At 73.8% G+C, this 16807-nt stretch carries 15 protein-coding genes and 1 pseudogene; 5 read left to right on the plus strand and 11 right to left on the minus strand.

Translation table 11 applies throughout. The features are described 5' to 3' along the window. Positions 1–66: 66 nt before the first annotated feature. The 3 genes from ACGFS9_RS18150 to ACGFS9_RS18160 are packed head-to-tail and all read right to left on the minus strand — an operon-like array spanning position 67 to position 3241. Positions 67–957 (minus strand): carbohydrate ABC transporter permease, encoded by an 891-nt coding sequence (locus ACGFS9_RS18150; protein WP_393254278.1) that lies wholly within the window; start codon positions 955–957, stop codon positions 67–69. Beyond that, the gene (locus ACGFS9_RS18155; RefSeq protein WP_393254279.1) at positions 954–1934 is read right to left on the minus strand and encodes a carbohydrate ABC transporter permease; all 981 of its coding nucleotides are present in this window, start codon (positions 1932–1934) and stop codon (positions 954–956) included. Before ACGFS9_RS18155 ends, ACGFS9_RS18150 begins: the two co-directional genes overlap by 4 nt. Further along, entirely contained in the window at positions 1931–3241 is a 1311-nt protein-coding gene (locus ACGFS9_RS18160; protein ID WP_393254281.1) for an ABC transporter substrate-binding protein, read from the minus strand. Before ACGFS9_RS18160 ends, ACGFS9_RS18155 begins: the two co-directional genes overlap by 4 nt. Before the next feature lie 505 nt (positions 3242–3746). Between ACGFS9_RS18160 and ACGFS9_RS18165 the strand changes: the two genes are divergently transcribed. Then, on the plus strand, positions 3747–4904 hold the full coding sequence (locus ACGFS9_RS18165) for a hypothetical protein (RefSeq protein WP_393254282.1): 1158 nt from the start codon (positions 3747–3749) through the stop codon (positions 4902–4904). 53 nt (positions 4905–4957) lie between these two features. On the opposite strand, the gene ACGFS9_RS18170 is transcribed toward ACGFS9_RS18165, so the two are convergent. The 5 genes from ACGFS9_RS18170 to ACGFS9_RS18190 all read right to left on the minus strand — a co-directional run bounded on the left by ACGFS9_RS18170 (position 4958) and on the right by ACGFS9_RS18190 (position 7478). Continuing rightward, the gene (locus ACGFS9_RS18170) at positions 4958–5560 is read right to left on the minus strand and encodes a GPP34 family phosphoprotein (protein WP_393254284.1); all 603 of its coding nucleotides are present in this window, start codon (positions 5558–5560) and stop codon (positions 4958–4960) included. Positions 5561–5812: 252 nt separating this feature from the next. Continuing rightward, on the minus strand, positions 5813–5935 hold the full coding sequence (locus ACGFS9_RS18175) for a 50S ribosomal protein L36 (protein ID WP_393254286.1): 123 nt from the start codon (positions 5933–5935) through the stop codon (positions 5813–5815). Between the two features lie 75 nt (positions 5936–6010). Beyond that, positions 6011–6268, minus strand: a complete 258-nt coding sequence (locus ACGFS9_RS18180) for a type B 50S ribosomal protein L31 (RefSeq protein ID WP_393254288.1) — start codon at positions 6266–6268, stop codon at positions 6011–6013. Between the two features lie 61 nt (positions 6269–6329). After that, positions 6330–6494: a 50S ribosomal protein L33 gene (rpmG, locus tag ACGFS9_RS18185; protein WP_393254289.1), complete on the minus strand. Its 165-nt coding sequence runs from the start codon at positions 6492–6494 to the stop codon at positions 6330–6332. Positions 6495–6767: 273 nt separating this feature from the next. Beyond that, positions 6768–7478, minus strand: a complete 711-nt coding sequence (locus ACGFS9_RS18190; RefSeq protein WP_393254290.1) for a DUF4232 domain-containing protein — start codon at positions 7476–7478, stop codon at positions 6768–6770. Positions 7479–7680: 202 nt separating this feature from the next. Between ACGFS9_RS18190 and ACGFS9_RS18195 the strand changes: the two are divergent. The 4 genes and pseudogenes from ACGFS9_RS18195 to ACGFS9_RS18210 form a co-directional block, all read left to right on the plus strand. Further along, a pseudogene (locus ACGFS9_RS18195) lies at positions 7681–7863 on the plus strand (class I SAM-dependent methyltransferase); the annotation flags it as partial. Positions 7864–8336: 473 nt separating this feature from the next. Further along, a complete protein-coding gene (locus tag ACGFS9_RS18200; protein ID WP_393254291.1) occupies positions 8337–10715 on the plus strand; it encodes a SpoIIE family protein phosphatase in 2379 nt (792 codons plus the stop codon). A gap of 155 nt (positions 10716–10870) precedes the next feature. Next, entirely contained in the window at positions 10871–12082 is a 1212-nt protein-coding gene (locus ACGFS9_RS18205; protein WP_393254293.1) for a 4-hydroxybenzoate 3-monooxygenase, read from the plus strand. A 185-nt stretch (positions 12083–12267) separates the two neighbouring features. Further along, the gene (locus tag ACGFS9_RS18210; protein WP_393254294.1) at positions 12268–13956 is read left to right on the plus strand and encodes a methyltransferase; all 1689 of its coding nucleotides are present in this window, start codon (positions 12268–12270) and stop codon (positions 13954–13956) included. 232 nt (positions 13957–14188) lie between these two features. Here the strand turns inward: ACGFS9_RS18210 and ACGFS9_RS18215 are convergent, their stop codons facing one another. The 3 genes from ACGFS9_RS18215 to ACGFS9_RS18225 all read right to left on the minus strand — a co-directional run bounded on the left by ACGFS9_RS18215 (position 14189) and on the right by ACGFS9_RS18225 (position 16590). Beyond that, positions 14189–14629 (minus strand): ATP-binding protein, encoded by a 441-nt coding sequence (locus tag ACGFS9_RS18215; protein ID WP_393254296.1) that lies wholly within the window; start codon positions 14627–14629, stop codon positions 14189–14191. Between the two features lie 111 nt (positions 14630–14740). Next, positions 14741–15985: an NAD(P)/FAD-dependent oxidoreductase gene (locus ACGFS9_RS18220; RefSeq protein ID WP_393254297.1), complete on the minus strand. Its 1245-nt coding sequence runs from the start codon at positions 15983–15985 to the stop codon at positions 14741–14743. Between the two features lie 227 nt (positions 15986–16212). Continuing rightward, positions 16213–16590, minus strand: coding sequence for a PRC-barrel domain containing protein (locus tag ACGFS9_RS18225; RefSeq protein WP_393254299.1), 378 nt, complete (start codon positions 16588–16590; stop codon positions 16213–16215). Between the last annotated feature and the right edge of the window lie 217 nt (positions 16591–16807).

Consider the following 16807-nt stretch of genomic DNA (forward strand, 5'->3'; position numbering starts at 1 on the left):
GCGAACGGGACGCGAAGGGGGCGCGCACCTCCGCGGTGCGGGCCCCCTTCGGTCGTGTCCCCGGCGTCAGCCCTTGTTGGCGCCGAGGGTCAGGCCGCTGACGAACTGGCGCTGGAGGGCGAAGTACACGACGAGCGTGGGCACGGCGGTGAGCAGGGCACCGGCGGCCACCAGGTTGGGGTCGGTGAAGTACTGCCCGGAGAGGTTGTTCAGCGCTGAGGTGATGGGCATGTTCTCGCCGGTCGAGATCAGCACGATGGCCCAGAAGAAGTCGTTGTAGATCCAGATGGAGAGCAGCGTGGCCAGGGCCGCCATGGCCGGCCTGCACAGGGGCAGCACGATCTGCCAGTACATCCGCCACACCGAGGCGCCGTCGACCAGGGCGGCCTCCGTCAGTTCCACGGGGAGCATGCGCATGTAGTTGCTGAGCACGAACGCGCAGAAGCCGGACTGGAAGGCCACGTGGATGAGGACGAGCCCGAGCGCGGAGTCGTAGAGCTTGCCGCTCTGCGTGATGCCGGGCAGGTCGACGAGCAGGTACATCCGGTACAGCGGGGTGATGATGACCTGCTGGGGCAGCAGGTTGCCCGCGGTGAACACCAGCAGCAGGAACACGTTGAGCCGGAAGTCGAAGCGGCTGACGTAGAAGGCCACCATCGACGACAGGAACAGTGTCAGGAGGACGGCGGGGACCGCTATCAGGAGCGTGTTGCCGAGGTAGTGCGCCATGTCGGACTGCCGGAAGGCGGTCGTGAAGTTGTCCGTGCTCAGTGCGTGCGGCCACGAGACGTAGCCCCTGTCGCTGGTCTCGGCGTACGGGCGCAGGGCGGCGAGGACCGCCCACAGCAGCGGGGCGAGCCAGGCCAGCGAGGTGACGACGAGGAACACGTGCAGCAGCAGCCGGGCCGGGCGGACCGGCGGGCGCCCGCGGCCGAGTGCGGTGGTAGGAGTGCTCATGCGCGCCGCTCCTTCCGGAAGGTCGCGATCAGGTACGGGATGATGACCGCGAGGGAGATGACCAGCAGGACGACGGCGATCGCCGATCCGTAGCCGATCCGGCTGGACTCTCCGATGATGTTGTCGGTGATCAGGATCGACAGCAGTTCGGTGCCCTGCGCGCCCTTGTTGAAGACGAAGACCAGGTCGAAGGCGCGCAGCGCCTCGATGATCGTGACGACGAGGACGACGGTGTTGGTGGGCCGCAGGGTCGGGAAGACGACACTTCGGAACGTCTGCCACTCGCCCGCTCCGTCGAGCGCCGCCGCCTCGCGCAGTGAGGGGTCGACTCCCTTGAGGCCCGCCAGGTAGAGGATCATCATGTACCCGGTGTGCCGCCAGGAGGCGGCGACGAGGACGGCCCACAGGTTCAGGTGCGGGTCGCCGATCCAGTCGATGTAGTGGCCCGGCCTGTTCGTGCCCGCCAGGCTGTTGATCAGGCCGGTGTCGGGGTTGTAGACGAGCTGCCAGACGAAGCCGGTGACCGCGAGGGAGACGACGACCGGCAGGAAGAACGCCGTCTGGTAGACGCGGCTGAACCGGATGTGCTTGTCGAGCTGTACCGCGAGGAACAGGCCCATCGGCGTGGGGACCAGGATGAGCGCGGCGAACCAGATGACGTTGTGCTGGAGCGCCGGCCAGAACTGCGGGTTGTCGGTGAACAGTTCCCGGAAGTTGCGCAGACCGACCCAGGTGATGGAGTCGAATCCGATGCCGTCCCAGGTGGTGAAGGCCAAGGTGATCGAGGCGAGCGCGGTGACCCAGACGAGGGTCACGTGCAGGACCGTGGGAACACCGGCCATGAGGGCGAGCGTGACGCGGTCGCGTCGGGTCAGCAGACGCCGGCGGCCCCGCGGGGCCGCCGTCCGCTCGGGTGCGGGCCCGGGAGGCGGCGCGGCGGCGGCCTCCGGGGTCTTCATGTCGGTCTCGGCGATCATGCGGACGCGAAGATCGTCTTCTTCTGGCGCTCGATCGAGGACAGCAGATCGTCGACACCCCGGGGATTCTGGAGGAACTTCTGCAGGCCCGGCTGCATCACCGTGGAGGTGAAGTCCGGACGGGAGTCGCGGTCCATGAACTGGGTGAGGCTCTTGGCGCCGCTGATCATGTCGTAGGCCTTCTTCTGGAGCGCGCTGTAGGACGAGGTGTCCGCCTTGGCGGAGGCGCCGACGACGCTGGAGTCGGCCCGGAGGTAGATCTGCTCGGCGGCGGGGGTGCCGAGGTAGCGGAGGAGTTCGACGACACCGCTGCGGTTCTTCGGGGACCTGCTGACCATGAAGCCGTCGGTGGGCGCCTCCACGGTGTCCTGGCCGTGGGCGGGGTCCATCTCGGGGAAGGCGAAGAAGTCGAGGTCGTCGAGATCGGCCTGGTCCGTGAACTGCTGCGCCACGAAGGAGCCGAGGAGGTACATGCCGGCCTTCTTGGCCACCAGGGCCTGCGCCGCGTCCTGCCAGGTGCGGCCCATGAAGCCGTCCTGGTGGTAGGGAAGGAGTTCCGCCCAGTGGTCGAACACGGCCTTGACCCTCGGGTCGGTCCAGGACGCCTTGCCGGCCATCAGCTCGACATGGAAGTCGTAGCCGTTGAGACGGAAGTTGATCTGGTCGAAGGTGCCCATCGCCGGCCACGCGTCCTTGTCGGCGAAGGCGATCGGCACCAAGCCGTCCTTCTTCATCCGCTTGCACAGGGCGACCAGCCGGTCCCAGGTGGCGGGGACCTCGTAGCCGTACTGCCGGAAGACGCTCTTACGGTAGAAGACGCCCCAGGGGTACGTGTAGAGCGGCACGAAGTAGTACCTGCCGTCCTCGCCCTTGCTGAGCTTCTTCATGGCGTCGGGGAACCCGTCCCCGATCTCGTCCCACACGTCGTCTATCGGAGAGGCGAGCTTCTTGGAGGCGAAGAACTGCATGCGGTAGCCGGCGAACCAGTTGAACACGTCGTCCGGTGTGCCCTGGAGGTAGGAGTTGATCTGCTCCTGGAAGGTGTTGTGGTCCTTCGTGTTCACGTCGACCGTGATGCCGGACTGCTTCCTGAAGGCGGCGTAGATGTCGGCGAACGCCTTCTTGGGCACGGCGTCGGAGGCGTTGGAGCCGAGCGTGACCGTCTTGGGGTCGGCCGAACTCCCGCTGCCGCCGCAGGCGCCGAGCAGGGGTATGCCCGCGCCCAGCGCCGCCGCGCCACCGATGGCGCGGAGCAGGGTGCGACGGCTGGGGGCGGGGACGGAGGGACCGGGGTGGTGAAGGGGCATGACGGCTCCTGAGGGCAGGGTTCGGCCAGGCGGATGAGCGGCAGGCAAGCCGCTAAAATCGATCAGAAACCAACTTGACCGAACAACGTGGGCGTAATGACAGCCGGATCACCCGACCGCCGTCAAGACCCCGCACCTCACGTGCTCGAAACGTGACCGACACCGGGCGCCCCAACCGGCGGAACGGCCGGGGAGGCAGCCGACCTCCTAACGAAGGTGACCAAAAGTCAACAACCGAGGACCGGTAATTCCGCAGAAAACAACCCGAAAAGGGCGAAAAAGCCGATACCCGGAACAGGCGCCCGCGGCGATCACCGCAGCAGGCGGCGGGCACCGGCGTCCACGAACTCGCCCGATGCGAACAAAGCGTCGTAGACGGCCTTGAAGTGCTCGCTTCTCCCGCGAGGGCGGACGTCCGTGACCCTCCTGGGGGCCACGTCCCCGGATCGCGGCGCGAGGTGACCATACTGGGACTGCACACCACCACCCACCAGCAAAGTGACTCATGCCGAAGTCCTCCACAGACCGTCCCACCGCTCCGGACACCGTCTGGCTGGCCGCCGGACGCCACAGCGGCCCCGCACCGCAGAACGCCGTCCGCGAGCGGCTGCGGGAACTCAAGAGCAGTGAACGCATCCAGGACTTCCTGGAGACGGGGGACGCCACGGTCCCCGGCGGCCACGTCTTCGAGGCCCGCTGGTTCGCCGCGGACGGCGTCACGGTCCGGGCGCGGCTCGTCACGGACGCCCGGGAGGAGGTCGGCGGCGACCGCCGCTGGACGCTGGCGGCCGAGGCCGAGCGGGCCTGGGAGGAGGCGTGGCAGTCCCCCGCCGAGGTGTTCTGGCCCGCGGACGGCGGCCTGGACTGGGAACGCGACGCGGCGACCGGGCTGCGGCTGCGGGACGTCAACCCTCTGCCGAAGGACGACGCCGTGCTGCGCCGGCTGATCAAGGACAGCGGCCGGCACAGCTGGAGCATCCACGTCGTCGTCCACGAGGCGATGACGCCCGACCGCGAGGGCCGGCTGCCGCTGGTCCGGCTGCTGCCGCCCGCCCTGCGGCACCGGGTGGTGGAGCACCGGGCCTCGCCGGAGCAGTATCACGCGGTCAACTGGGCCCTCGGCGACCTGGACGCGTCGGTGCCGCGCGGCGGGGCCGTGATCCTGCCCGGCACCCCGGCCCGCGTCGGTTACGACCCGGAGGACCACAGCGTCCGGAGCGTCTTCCTCGACGGCTCCGCACCGACGGAGTTGCTGGACAAGGTCGCGCGGTTCGCCGCCCTGCCCTGGCCGATGCCGGACGACGCGGCGGCGGCCCTCACCGCGCTCCGGAAGGAGTGGCGGCTGCTGACACTGGAGGAGGAGCTGGCCCGGGCGCGCGCCCAGGCGGCCTCCTACGCCGAGGCCCTCGAGGCCATGACCCGGTCCCGCGACCTGTACCGGGAGGCGACGGAACTGGCCCACGCCGCGCTCGCCGACATGGAGGAGTTCCGTGACGCGGCCTCCGCCGTGCGGGCCGCCGCCGAGGGGCAGGACCGGAACCCGCTCACCAAGACCCTCCAGCGCGTCTCCGACACGCTGCGCGCCCGGCGCGCGCCCCGGGTGGAGGCGCAGGTGGAGGCGGCGCGCGACAGCCTGCGGCGGGCCCGGGAGACGTCCGGCTAAGCGGTCGGCCCCGCCTCGGGACCGGTTCGCCCGGTCCGCCGGCCGGCGGCGCCTCAGCCGCGCCAGATGTTGGCGAACGCCGCCTTCTCGATGGACCGCCGCTGGCGGACCGCCTCCAGTTCCATCACCGCGTCGTGCACGGCGACCAGGACGGTGGTGGCGCTCTCGTCGGCCACGGCGGGCGTGTCCTCCGCCTGCTCGGCGGGGATTCCGACGACCGCGGCCAGAGCGAGCAGGACGGGCTCGTCCGCCGCCCAGCGGTGCAGCGCGCGCGTACGCGCCGGGGAGTCGGTGAGTTCCATGCGCTCGCCCTTGAACGAGAGCCGGCCGCGCTTCTGCCGGACGAGCTGCCCCGACTGTTCGAGGTCGCGCTGGTAGACGGCGGCCAGATCGCGGCCCCTGCGCCACAGCCAGTCCTCGACCCGCTCGTACGGTGCCCGCCGGTCGAGCGCCGACGCCGCCTCGTCCAGCAGTCGGTCGTCCGTCGCCGTGGCCGGCCGCGGCACCATGCGGTCGCCGTCCAGCCCGAGGATCTCGGTGCCGACCAGGTCGATCACCTCCGCGCCCGCGAGGGCGAGCGAGAGGTCTCCCTGCCCCACCGGGTGGTCCGGCTCCCTGTCCATCGTGACGATGAACAGGTCCTTCGCCGTGGTCACGAACGGCTCCCTTCGGGGTTCTGCCACCGGTGCGACCGCACGCACCGGTTCCCTCCACGGGCACGCCGCCGCCGCGGGTGACCGGGGCACCGGTGGAGCGGACGCGTCACACGCGTGATCGTAACTCCCGGCCGCCTCCGGGACCGGACGGCCGCGGGGCGGTCGGACGGTTCGGCGGCGGACGCGGACGCGTCCGGCCCGGCCGCCGCGGGTGCGGTGGCCGGGCCGGACGCGTCTGTCGCGGGGAGCCCCTCAGCCCTGGCGGGCCTTGCGGCGCGGGTCCTTGCGGTTGACGACGAAGACCACGCCGCGCCGGCGCACCACCTGGGCGCCGGGCCTGGACTTCAACGAGCGAAGCGACGTGCGTACCTTCACGGGATTCTCCTCACTGCCGGGCGGGACGCGGGGCGCCGACGGTAACCGGGACCTCCCGGCACCCGCCGGGCCCCTTCACGCCCGGTTCGCGGCGTGGCCGTAGCGGCGCTCGAAGCGCTCCACCCGGCCGGCGGTGTCCAGGACCCGGGAGGTCCCGGTGTGGAACGGGTGGCTCGCCGACGAGATCTCGACGTCGACCAGCGGGTACACGGTGCCGTCCGCCCACTCGATCGTGCGGTCCGAGCGCACGGTCGAGCGCGTCAGGAACGCGACGTCCGCGGCACGGTCCCGGAAGACGACCGGACGGGAGACGGGGTGGATGCCGGGCCTCATGGGATGTCCTCCTCGATTCGCCGGGGCGGGTACGGGCGTGCGGGCCATCGCCGGCGCCCGGTCAGCGCTGCTCGCGGAACGCGACGTGCCGGCCCGCCCGGGGGTCGTACTTGCGCAGGACGAGCCGGTCCGGGTCGTTCCCGCGGTTCTTGCGCGTCACGTACGTGACGCCGGTGCCGGCCGTCGACCTCAGCGTGACGACGGGGCGCGCGGTGCTGCGTGCCATGAGGTCCTCCTTCGCCCACCACACCCGAGCCTTTGACTCGCGCATGCCAATCAGTTACGTGAGCTGTAACAGCACACCCCCCGTCCGCATTCCCGCGGGGGCGTGCACCGTCGCGACACTGCGCGGACGAGGCCGCGCTCCCGGCCGAGCGCGGCCACGGCGCGGCGCCCGGGCGCCGCGCCAGTGACGTCGCACGCCGCCGGTCACCGGATGCCCGCCGGCCGTGGGGGCCGCCCCGGCCGCCCCCACGGCCCGGCGCGGGACCCGCGGGACTCAGGTGGGCACCGAGGCGGTGACGGCGGTGGCGGTCACCGTGTCCTCGCACTCGGCCACCACCCCGTCGTCGAGCGCCACCTGGTGCGCACCGGCGCCCGGCAGCCCGATCACCAGGGTGGGGTAGGCGACCGGCTCCGTCCCGGACACGCAGTACCCGTCCCCCTCGCCCTGGACCTGCACGAACGTCAGCTTGATCCAGCCCTTCGCCCCCGGCGCGAGCACCACGCGGGCGGCGGTGCCCGCCGGGGTCACCGCCAGCGGACGGCCCTTCCCCGGCGAGCCGGCGGCGGCACCGGCCACGATCGGGTGACCCTGGAGGGAGCAGGGGGTGCCGGACGTGTTGGCGAGGGCGACGAGCGCGGCACCCGTGCCGGTGCCCTGCGGCCGGACGTCGGCCTGGCGCAGGGAGACCTCCAGCGCCGATCCCGGGCACGGCGGGACCTCGGGGGCCGAGGAGGCGGAGGCGGTGCCCGGTCCGGCCGAGGACGCGGCGGCCGAGGGCCCGCCCGACGCTCCCGCGCCGCCCGCCGAGGAGCCGGGCGTGGCCGCAGCCGAAGCGGTGGGCGACGGGGTGCCGGCGGGCGGCGACGCGCCGGCCCCGGCGACGTCCGGCCCGCAGGCGGTCGCGAGCAGCGCGGCGGCCGACACGGCGACGGCCGTCCCGGCGGCCCGGCGGGTGCCCGCCGCGAACAGCGTTGTGGTGCGCATGGAATCCCCCGATACCTCGACCCACTGCCGGTCACGCGCCGGCACGCACCCCTACAGAGGACGCCCGCGCCAACGCGGTTCTCGCCCGGACCGGGCTGTGACGCGGCGGTGACGGAGCGGATACGCTGTGCCCGGTCCGCCCGCGTCCGGCCGTGCGCCACGTCCGCTCCCCCAGAGGGCGCGGACTGCGCTCCCGGAGCCGGGGCCGGGCACCCATGTCGCGGAGGGCGGGCTTCTCGTCGTCGACGACGTCTTCTCCGACCCCGTGGACGAGTTCACCGGCCAGGCGCCGTACCGCGTCCGCCTGCGGGCCCTGGCGTCCGGCGCGTTCACCGAGAGCGCGGCCGGACCACCGGTTGCGCTCCTCGCCGGAGACGGCGCCGGCACCGACCGGGCGGCGCGGGACGGCCGGCCGCGGTCCCACGCCCCCCGCGCGGTCCACGCCGCCGCGGCCGGGAGCGGGGAGCGGGCCGCCGCACGCACCGGGTGCGGCGGCGCCCTGCCACCTTCGGCCGGGGTGCGCCGGCCTCTCGCCCGGAGCGGCCGGGCGGGGGCCGCGACGGCCGCTCCGCCGGACCCTCCGGCCCGCCGGGCGAGGCGGGAGGCCGGACCGTCCGCCGCCCCGGCCGGCGGGTCCGGTCCGGCGTGCGGCGGCTCGGCGCCGGGATCGGGCGGCCCTCGCGTGCCGCCCCGCCGCCGACGCGCCACGCCCGGGAAGAGGTCCTACATTGGAGAAAATGTGCTCGGTCGGCCGAGGAGCACACGGCTCGCGACACGGCCCCGTCCGGTGAGAATCAGCCGCCGCCTGCCTCCCCGACCCGGAGGCGCCCGGCCGGACCCACAGCAGAGGTGATTCCCGTGACGGGTGAGGCTCCGCTGATGATCGTCGACGAGACCGGCGCCGTCGTCGGGTGGAGCCCCCGGGCGGAGGAGCTGTGGCGGCGCCCGGCCTCCGAGGCGGTGGGAAGGACGGCGCTGGACATGCTCGCCCCCGAGGTGCCCGCCGAGGAGGGCCGACAGGAGGGGGAGGACCCCGCGACCCGCACCGGCCCCCTCACCGGAACCCCCGAGGTCCTGGACGCGGAGGGCGCGCCCGTGGAGCTGCGGCTGCGCCCCGTGCCGCTCCCCGGGGGCGGAAGGGCGTGGGGGATCTTCGAGGCGCCTCGGGGCGGGCCGGCCGCCGGGCGGGACGGCGGTGCGTCCGGGACCGGCAGTGCCGTCTTCGACGCGCTGCGCGCCAACACGCGGGAGGCGTTCTTCGTCCTGGACCCGCGGCTGCGGGTCCTCAGCCTCAACGAGCCCGCCGCCGTCCTGTGCGGCACCACCGCCGACGAGGCCCGCGGCCGGCCGGCCGACGAGGTGTGCCGCCCGTCCCGGCCGAAGGAGTTCGACTCCGTCCTGCGGGAGGTCGTCACCTCGGGCACGCCGGTCACGGACTACGTCGTACGTCTCGCCCCGCCGACGGAGGGCGGGCCCGAACGCTTCGTGCGGGTCTCCGCCTTTCCGCTGAAGGACGCGCGCGGCGCGGTCCTCTCGCTGACCGAGGTCACCGAGCATCTGCGCACCGAGCGGCGCACCGGGACACTCGCCTCGGTGCGCGAGCGCGTCGGGCGCAGCCTCGACACCGTCACCACCTGCGAGGAGCTGGTCCAGGCGCTGGTGCCGGGATTCGCCGACATCGCGGTGGTCGAGGTGGTCGACGCCGTCGTGCGGGGGGAGGACCCGCCGCTCAGTCCGCTCGGCCGCGAGGTCCCGCTGCGGCGTGCCGCGTTCCGCAACGCCGGCTCCGACCGGGCGGCGCAGGCCCATCCGCTGGGCGACGTCCGCGCGCTGCCGTCGCCGACCCCGTACTCACAGGCGCTCATCGATCTGAAACCGCGCGCCGTCACCCTCGACGAGGACACTCCCTGGCTGGCCGCCGACCCCGAACGGGCGCGCGCCATCCGGGACTCCGGCGCCCGCATGCTGCTCACCGCACCGCTCGCGGTGCGCGGCTCGGTACTCGGCCTGCTGAGCCTGTACCGCGTCCGGTCGAGCGACGTGTTCGACGCCGACGACGTGGCCCTCACCCACGAGCTGGCCACGCACACGGCGCTCAGCCTCGACAACGCCCGCCGCTACACCCACGAGCACACCATCGCGGCGGCGCTGCAACGCCATCTGCTGCCCCCGGTACCGCCCTCGCAGACGGCGGTGGAGTTCGCCCAGCTGCACCTGCCGGCCGACGCGGGCGCGGGCACCTGGTTCGACGCGTTCAGCCTTCCCGGCGCCCGCACCGCTCTGGCCGTGGGCGAGGTCGAGGGCAGCGGCATCGACGCGGCGACCACCATGGGCCAGCTGCGGACGGTCGTGCGGTCGCTCGCCGCGCTCGACCTGGAGCCCGACGAACTGCTGGCCCGGCTCAACGACACGGTGGTGCGGCTCGCCGACGAGCGCCTGGCGCTCCCGCCGGGCGACCCGCTGCACCGGCAGCCGCTCCGGGCCAGCTGCGCGTACGTGGTCAACGACCCGCTGCGCGGCGTCTGCGCGATGGCCTCCGCCGGACATCCCACGCCGGTGGTGGCGCACGCCGACGGGGTCGTCGGGGTGCCGGACCTGCCGACCGGCCCGCTGCTGGGCCATCGGGACGGGCCGCCGTTCGCCACGACGTCCGTGCCCCTGCGGGACGGCAGCGTGCTCGCCCTGTGGACCTCGTCCTTCCCGGCCTCCGAGGGAACGCGTCCGGCCAGGCTGCTGCGCGAGGCGCTGTCCCGGCTGGACCGGTCGCTGACCGAACTGCGCGACGACATCCTCTACCGGCTGCGCGGCACGGACGGTACCGACGACGTCCTGCTGCTCCTCGCCCGCACCCGGGCCTTCCCGCCCGACCAGGTGGCCACCTGGCCGCTCGACCCGGTGCCGGCCGCCGTGGCGACCGCACGGCACCACGCGCAGCACCGCCTGCGGAGGTGGCGGGTGAGCGAGGAGACCGCCTCCGCCACCGAACTGATCGTCAGCGAACTGGTGACCAACGCCGTGCGCCACGGGGCACCGCCCATCCGGCTGCGGCTCATCAAGGACACGACGCTCACCTGCGAGGTCAGCGACGGCGGCGGCGCCGCTCCGCGCATCCGGCACGCCCGCACGGTCGACGAGGGCGGCCGCGGCCTGTTCATCTGCCAGGAGATGAGCCACAACTGGGGCATCCGCTACACCGCCGAGGGCAAGACGATCTGGACGGAGCAGCCACTCCCCTGAGGAACGCCGCACTCCGGACACCCGTTCGACCTAGTGCCCGTACGGCGGTCGACGCATCCCGCGCACCCACCCCACCCGTCACTTTCGCGTTCGCTTCGCGCATTCAGGTGATTTCGGTCCGAGGCCGTATTTTCGGCTCTTTAGGATCTTGTTCCGTGACAGACGGGAAGAGTCGGCGGCCGGCGGCCGACCATGTGACCGGCGTGATCGTCCTCGGGGCCGGACCGGCCGGGCTCGTCCTCGGCAACATCCTCGTGGACCACGGGATCGACTGCGTCGTCCTGGAGCGGGCCGAGCGCGAGCAGGTGGAGACACGGGCGCGCGCCGGATTCCTCGCCGCCAACACCGTACGGATCCTGGACCGGTACGGCCTCGCCGACGGGCTGCACCGGCGCGGACACCCCCACAGCACCTGCGAGTTCCGCACCGACGACGGCAGGTTCCGGCTGGACTACAGCGGGCTCGGTCGCGGCGAGCGGCACACCGTGTACCCCCAACAGGACCTGGTGAGCGACCTGTTGACGCGCTTCGTGGCACACGGCGGGCGGATCCGTTTCGGCACCGAGGCCACGGCCGTGCACGCGCCCGGCACCGGCCGACCGGAGGTGTCCGTGCGCGAGGCCGGCGGCCGGCCCGGCCGCTGGCGGGGACGCTACGTGGCCGGCTGCGACGGACGGCACGGCGCGGCCCGGCGCTCCCTGCCGCCCGGGACCGTCCGCCACCACCGCGACCACGGCGTGACCTGGCTCGGCCTGCTCGCCGAGGCGCCGCCCAGCATGGACGCCGTCGGCTACGCGGCCCACGAGCGCGGGTTCGCCGGCCACATGGCCCGCACCGGCGAGATCACCCGCTACTACCTCCAGTGCGAGCGCGGCACAGCGGCCGGCGCCTGGTCCGAGGAGCGGATCTGGGACGAACTCGACCTGCGGATGCGGGCGCGGGAGTACGGCCCACTGCGCCGCGGGCGGGTCGTGCAGCGGTCGATCGTCGGCCTGGAGTCCGACGTGATCGAACCGCTGCGGCACGGTGCGCTGTTCCTGGTCGGCGACGCGGCGGGGCTGATCAGCCCGTCCGCGGCGAAGGGCGCCAACCTGGCGGTGCTGGAGGCGGCGGTCCTGGCCCGCGCCCTGATCGACGATTTCACCGGAGGGGGCTCCGCGGGCCTCGACGGCTATTCGGCGCGCTGCCTCACGCACATCTGGCGGGCGCAGGAGTTCTCGCAGTGGATGATCGGGCTCCTGCACGGCCCGGCCGGCACGGACGGCGCGTCGCTGTTCGACGACGGCCTGCGCCGCTCCCGCCTCGCCTCGCTGCGCACCTCGCGCAGCCGCCAGGACTGGTTCGCCGAGCACTACGTGGGCGTCTAGCCCGCCGTCCCGCGCCACCACCCGGCTCCCGGCACCGGCCCGGGCCCGGAGCCTCGCCCCAAGGCCCTTCCCCTCTCCCCTCCCCTGCCCACCCGCACCCGCACCCGCACCCGCACCCGCACCCGCACCCGCACGGCGTACCTGCGCACCCACACCTCCGAACCCCGGAATGAGGAACCCCCGCGATGATCACGGCATGGTCGGGCGACACGTCCCGTCTGCGCGCGACGGTCGACTTCGTCAAGGAGCAGGACACCGCCACGCTCCTCCCCCTGCTGCTCCCCGGGCTCGACGGCCCGGAACTGCGCACGATGGCGGAACGCTGCTCCTTCTCCCACGCGGCGCTGCTCGTCTTCCCGCCCGACACGGCGGCACTGGACACCCTGCTCGCCGCGTGCGGACTGGCCGGCGGCGCTCCGCCCGTGCCGAGTGTCGTCGTCCGCGAACGTCTCGCCGCACGGCACGGGCGGCCCGCCGGCGATCTCGACGTCGGCATCCTGCGCCCCGCGGTGCAGGGCCGGGACGGGGCGCGGCGCACGGTCGAGGTGTTCGCGCTGACGGTGCCGCCGTGGTCGGGGCTGGAAGACGTCGCCGCGCAGGAACGGCGGCGACAGCACGAGGCGCACGTCGCCTTCGAGGTCGACGCGCCGGACCCCCTCGTGCTCCGCGGCCTCTGCGCCGCCTTCGGGCGGTACGGAGCCACCCCCGGGGGCGGCGGCTACAACCCGCACGAGAACGGCACCGTGTTCTACTTCGACGCGCCGGCCGAGGCCAAGGCCGGCTACCGGCGGGTGGAGCTGTACGTGCCCGGCGACCACCGCGACATCCTCGACGCCCATCTCGCCGAGCACCGGGGGCGGCAGCCCGCGGAGACGGTGCTGCGCCTGCTGACCGGGGCGTGGACGACGCAGGCCCTGGCCGCGTTCGCCCGGCTCGGGGTGGCCGACGCGATGGACGCGGGGCGCGGCACCGGTGCGGCGGAACTCGCCGAGCGCGTCGGCGCCCGCGCGCCCCACCTGACGACCCTGCTGCGCTACCTGTCCATGCTGGGCGTGGTGTGCGAGGACCGCGAAGGGTTCCGGCTCACCGAGAGCGGCCGGCTGCTGCGCGCCGACGCGGAGGGGTCGATGCGGCCGCTGGCCCTGATGTACGGCGGACCGTTCTACGAGTCCTTCGCGGGGCTCGACGAGACCGTGCGCACCGGGCGGGTCGCCTTCGAACGACGTTTCGGCGCGAACCACTTCGACCACTTCGCCCGTGATCCCGAACTCGCCGATCTCTTCGACCGGTCGATGGCCGCCGGTGCGCGGATGTTCGACCCGCTGCCCGCCCACCCGGTGATCGCCGCCGCGGCCGGGGGCGGCACCGTCGTCGACATCGCCGGCGGCAACGGCGAACTGCTCAGCCGAATCCTTTCCGCGCACCCTGGCCTGCACGGTGTCCTGCTGGAGCGCCCGCAGACCGTCGAGATCGCCCGCCGTCTGCTCGGCGCGGCCGGGCACGCGGCCCGATGCACCTTCCGCGCGGGCGACTTCGCGGACGTGCCGACCGGCGGCGACGTCTACGTCCTGTCGCGTGTCCTGCACGACTGGGACGACGACCGCTGCCGCGAGATCCTGCGTCACTGCGCCCGCGCGATGCCCGCCACCGCCGATCTGCTCGTCGTCGAGCGCGTACTGCCGCCGGACGGGGCGGCCTCGCTGGCCACGGCCTGGGACCTGCACATGATGTGCAACGTCGGCGGTCGGGAACGGCGCGCGGACCACTTCGCGCGGCTGTTCGCCGACGCGGGGCTGGTCCTGGTGGACCAGGCTCCGCTGCCGCTGGACGGCAGCGTGCTGCACGTCCGCCGGTCCGGGCGGACGACCGCCTGACCGGGCGGATCGTTTCCGTGCCGGGCGGGCCCGGACCCGCGCCGTGCGCCACGGGGCACCGCCCGGAGGCGCACGGACCGGTGCCGATCCCGCCCCGGAGGGGCACATGCCGCCTTCGGACCCGGCACCGCGAGCGGCCGGCGCATCCGAGCGGGGTGGCGGGGACCGCCGTCCGGCGAGCGGGCCGTCGTGTTGCGGGCGCGCGGCGCGCCGTCCGTGGCGTTCCGGGCTCTCAGGCCCCGGCGGGGACGCTCTCGGTCGTGCAGCCGATGTCGGCCCACACCGTGTGCCCGTCGGCGGTCGCGACGTCGCCCCAGCTCTCGGCCAGCGTGTCGACGATCAGCAGGCCCCTCCCCCCGTCGGCCAGGGAGAAGGACGGATGGCGCCAGGTCGCCCGGACGACACCGGCGTCCATTCCGCTGCCGCCGTCGGTGACCTCGACGTGCAGCAGCCTGCCCGTCTCCCCCTCGGTCTCCGTGCAGACCACGCGCACCGGCGGGCGTCCGTGCCCGAGCGCGTTGGCGAGCAGTTCACCGGTGACGAGGAGGACGTCCTCGCGGATGGCGCGCTCCAGACCCCATTCGGTCAACCGGCGGCGCAGGTCGCCTCGCTGGCAGCAGAGCACGGTCGAGTCCGCGGCGGGAAGCACGTTCTGCGTGTACGTGTGGTTCATCGCGCTCACCCTTTTCCCTCACAGGTGATCCGTAGCCGCACCGGCCCCGGATGGGGGGGCCGTCCGCGGAGCCGTCGACCGCGGCCGGACGGCCACTCCGGGCGCCCGCCCTCAGGACCCGGTGAGGTCCCGGGCGACTTCGCGGGCCGCGCGGGCTCCGGAGGCGAGGGCACCCTGGACCGACCCCGTGGTCCGGTGGTCGCCGCACACGTAGCGGCCCGCGGACAGCCGGGCGGGCCGGGTGAGCGGCTGCGGCGGCGGCATCGCGGGCAGCGCGTCGGGGATCGTCCGGAGGGTCAGGAGCTCCCAGGCGGTGGTGTCGGTGCCGTACGCCTCGCCGAGCGCGTCGCGCAGCAGTCCCTCCCGGCCCTCCCGGTCGGGCCCGAGGACCGAGGTGGCGACCAGCGACATCCCCGGGGGCGCGTAGCCGGGAACCACCTCGCTGAGGACGCAGGTGTTGAGGAAGCGACGGCGGCTGTCCGTCACCAGGGTCCCCTCGCCGAGCGGGGAACGGGACGCGGCGTGGTAATACGTGGTCACCACGCGGTAGGCCGGGATGTCCAGCCCCGGCAGCAGACGGCCTGCCGGGCCGGGCCCCGTCGCCACCACCACCGCACGCGCCGCCAGTTCGGCTCCGGAGTCCAGTTCCACCCCGGTGTCGGTGAGACCCGCGACCGGGGTGTCGAGCCGCAGGCTGTCCGGGGGCAGCCCGTCGGCCAGCAGGCGGGGCACCGCCCCGATCCCCGTGCCCGGCAGACAGAGCGTGCCGCGCAGCATGCTGCGCCAGACGAGGTGGAAGACCTTCCCGGACGTCTCCAACCGGTCCTCCAGGAAGACCCCGGAGAGGAAGGGACGGAAGAACCGGTCCACGAACTCCTCGGAGAACCCGGCCGCGGCGAGGGCGGTCCGCGTGGTGCGGTCCTCACCGCGCTTCAGGGTCCCCACCGGCGCGAGCATGTCCCGGCCGGACAGGGCCGCCAGGGCGAGCAGGTCACGGGTTCCCGCCAGCCGCCCCGGGCGCAGGTCGCCCAGGCGGCGGGGCCGGCGGGTCGGATCACCGAAACGCATCGGCCCGTCGGGGGTGTGCACCAGGATGCCGGCGGTGAAGGGCCGCAGCCGCAGGTCGCGCAGCGGAATCCGGCGCCGGACCTGCGGATAGGAGGTGTTGAAGACCTGGAAACCGCGGTCGATGAGGAACCCGTCGTGCGCGTCGGTCCGCATGCGTCCGCCCACACCGTCGGACGCCTCCAGCACCCGGACGTCGAAGCCGCCGGCCGCGAGATCGCGGGCGCAGGCCAGACCGGCGAGTCCGCCTCCGACGACCAGGACATCGGGCACACCGCGCTTCGCGGCCATGGGGCATCATCCTCCGGGCAGCCGGTCCGTCCGCGCCGTGGCCGGCACGGAATGGTCCGGGCGCGCTCCGGCGTCGGTGCGGCGACGGCCGCGCCCTCTCGTCCGATCTTCCCGTCGCGAGCGCCGGACGGATGCGGGGCCACGCCGGAGCCGCCCGGATCGGTCCGGCCCGCGGAAACCGCCGGTGCCGCCCGCGGTACGGGCCGGCACCGGCGGCCGGCGGTGGGTCAGTGACCCGATCCGTAGTGGCCGCCCAACTGGTCGCGGTAGCGCGGATCGCCGAGGTGCTTGTCCTTGTCGAACTCCGGGGCCGACTTGATCTCGTCCTTCGTCCGCGCCACCTGGACGGTCCTGTCCTCATGGCTGATCGCCTTGACCGTGCCCGCCGGCAGCAGGACCTCCTTGCCGAAGATCCAGACCCCGGTGTCGACGACGATGTACTGGGAGCCGACCTCGTCGGAGTGCTTGTCGACCTTTCCGATGTGGCCGTCCGTGGCCTCCACCTTGTAGCCGGTGAGGTCCGCGTCGGGCGTGTGACCGGCGGTCGGGCCGTAACCCCAAAGGTTCTCGTTCACGAGGAGTGCCTCCATCTGGATCTGGATCATGCGTGCGGGTCCACGCTCGGGTTCCGTGCGGTGGCGCGCCCGGCGATCGGAACCCGGCCACCGTGCCGGGGCGCGGTGCCCCGCCGGAGACGTCCGGGTGTCCCGTGCGGCCCGGCCGACACCCCGTTGGCCGCGATTTCCCCCGCGCGGGGGGGGGGGGCCGCGGCCCCGCCGGGGGGCGCCCCGCCCGGGCCCCCCCGGGCCCCGGCCGGGCGCC

This window comes from Streptomyces sp. NPDC048566, assembly GCF_043199735.1.
GTDB lineage: Bacteria > Actinomycetota > Actinomycetes > Streptomycetales > Streptomycetaceae > Streptomyces.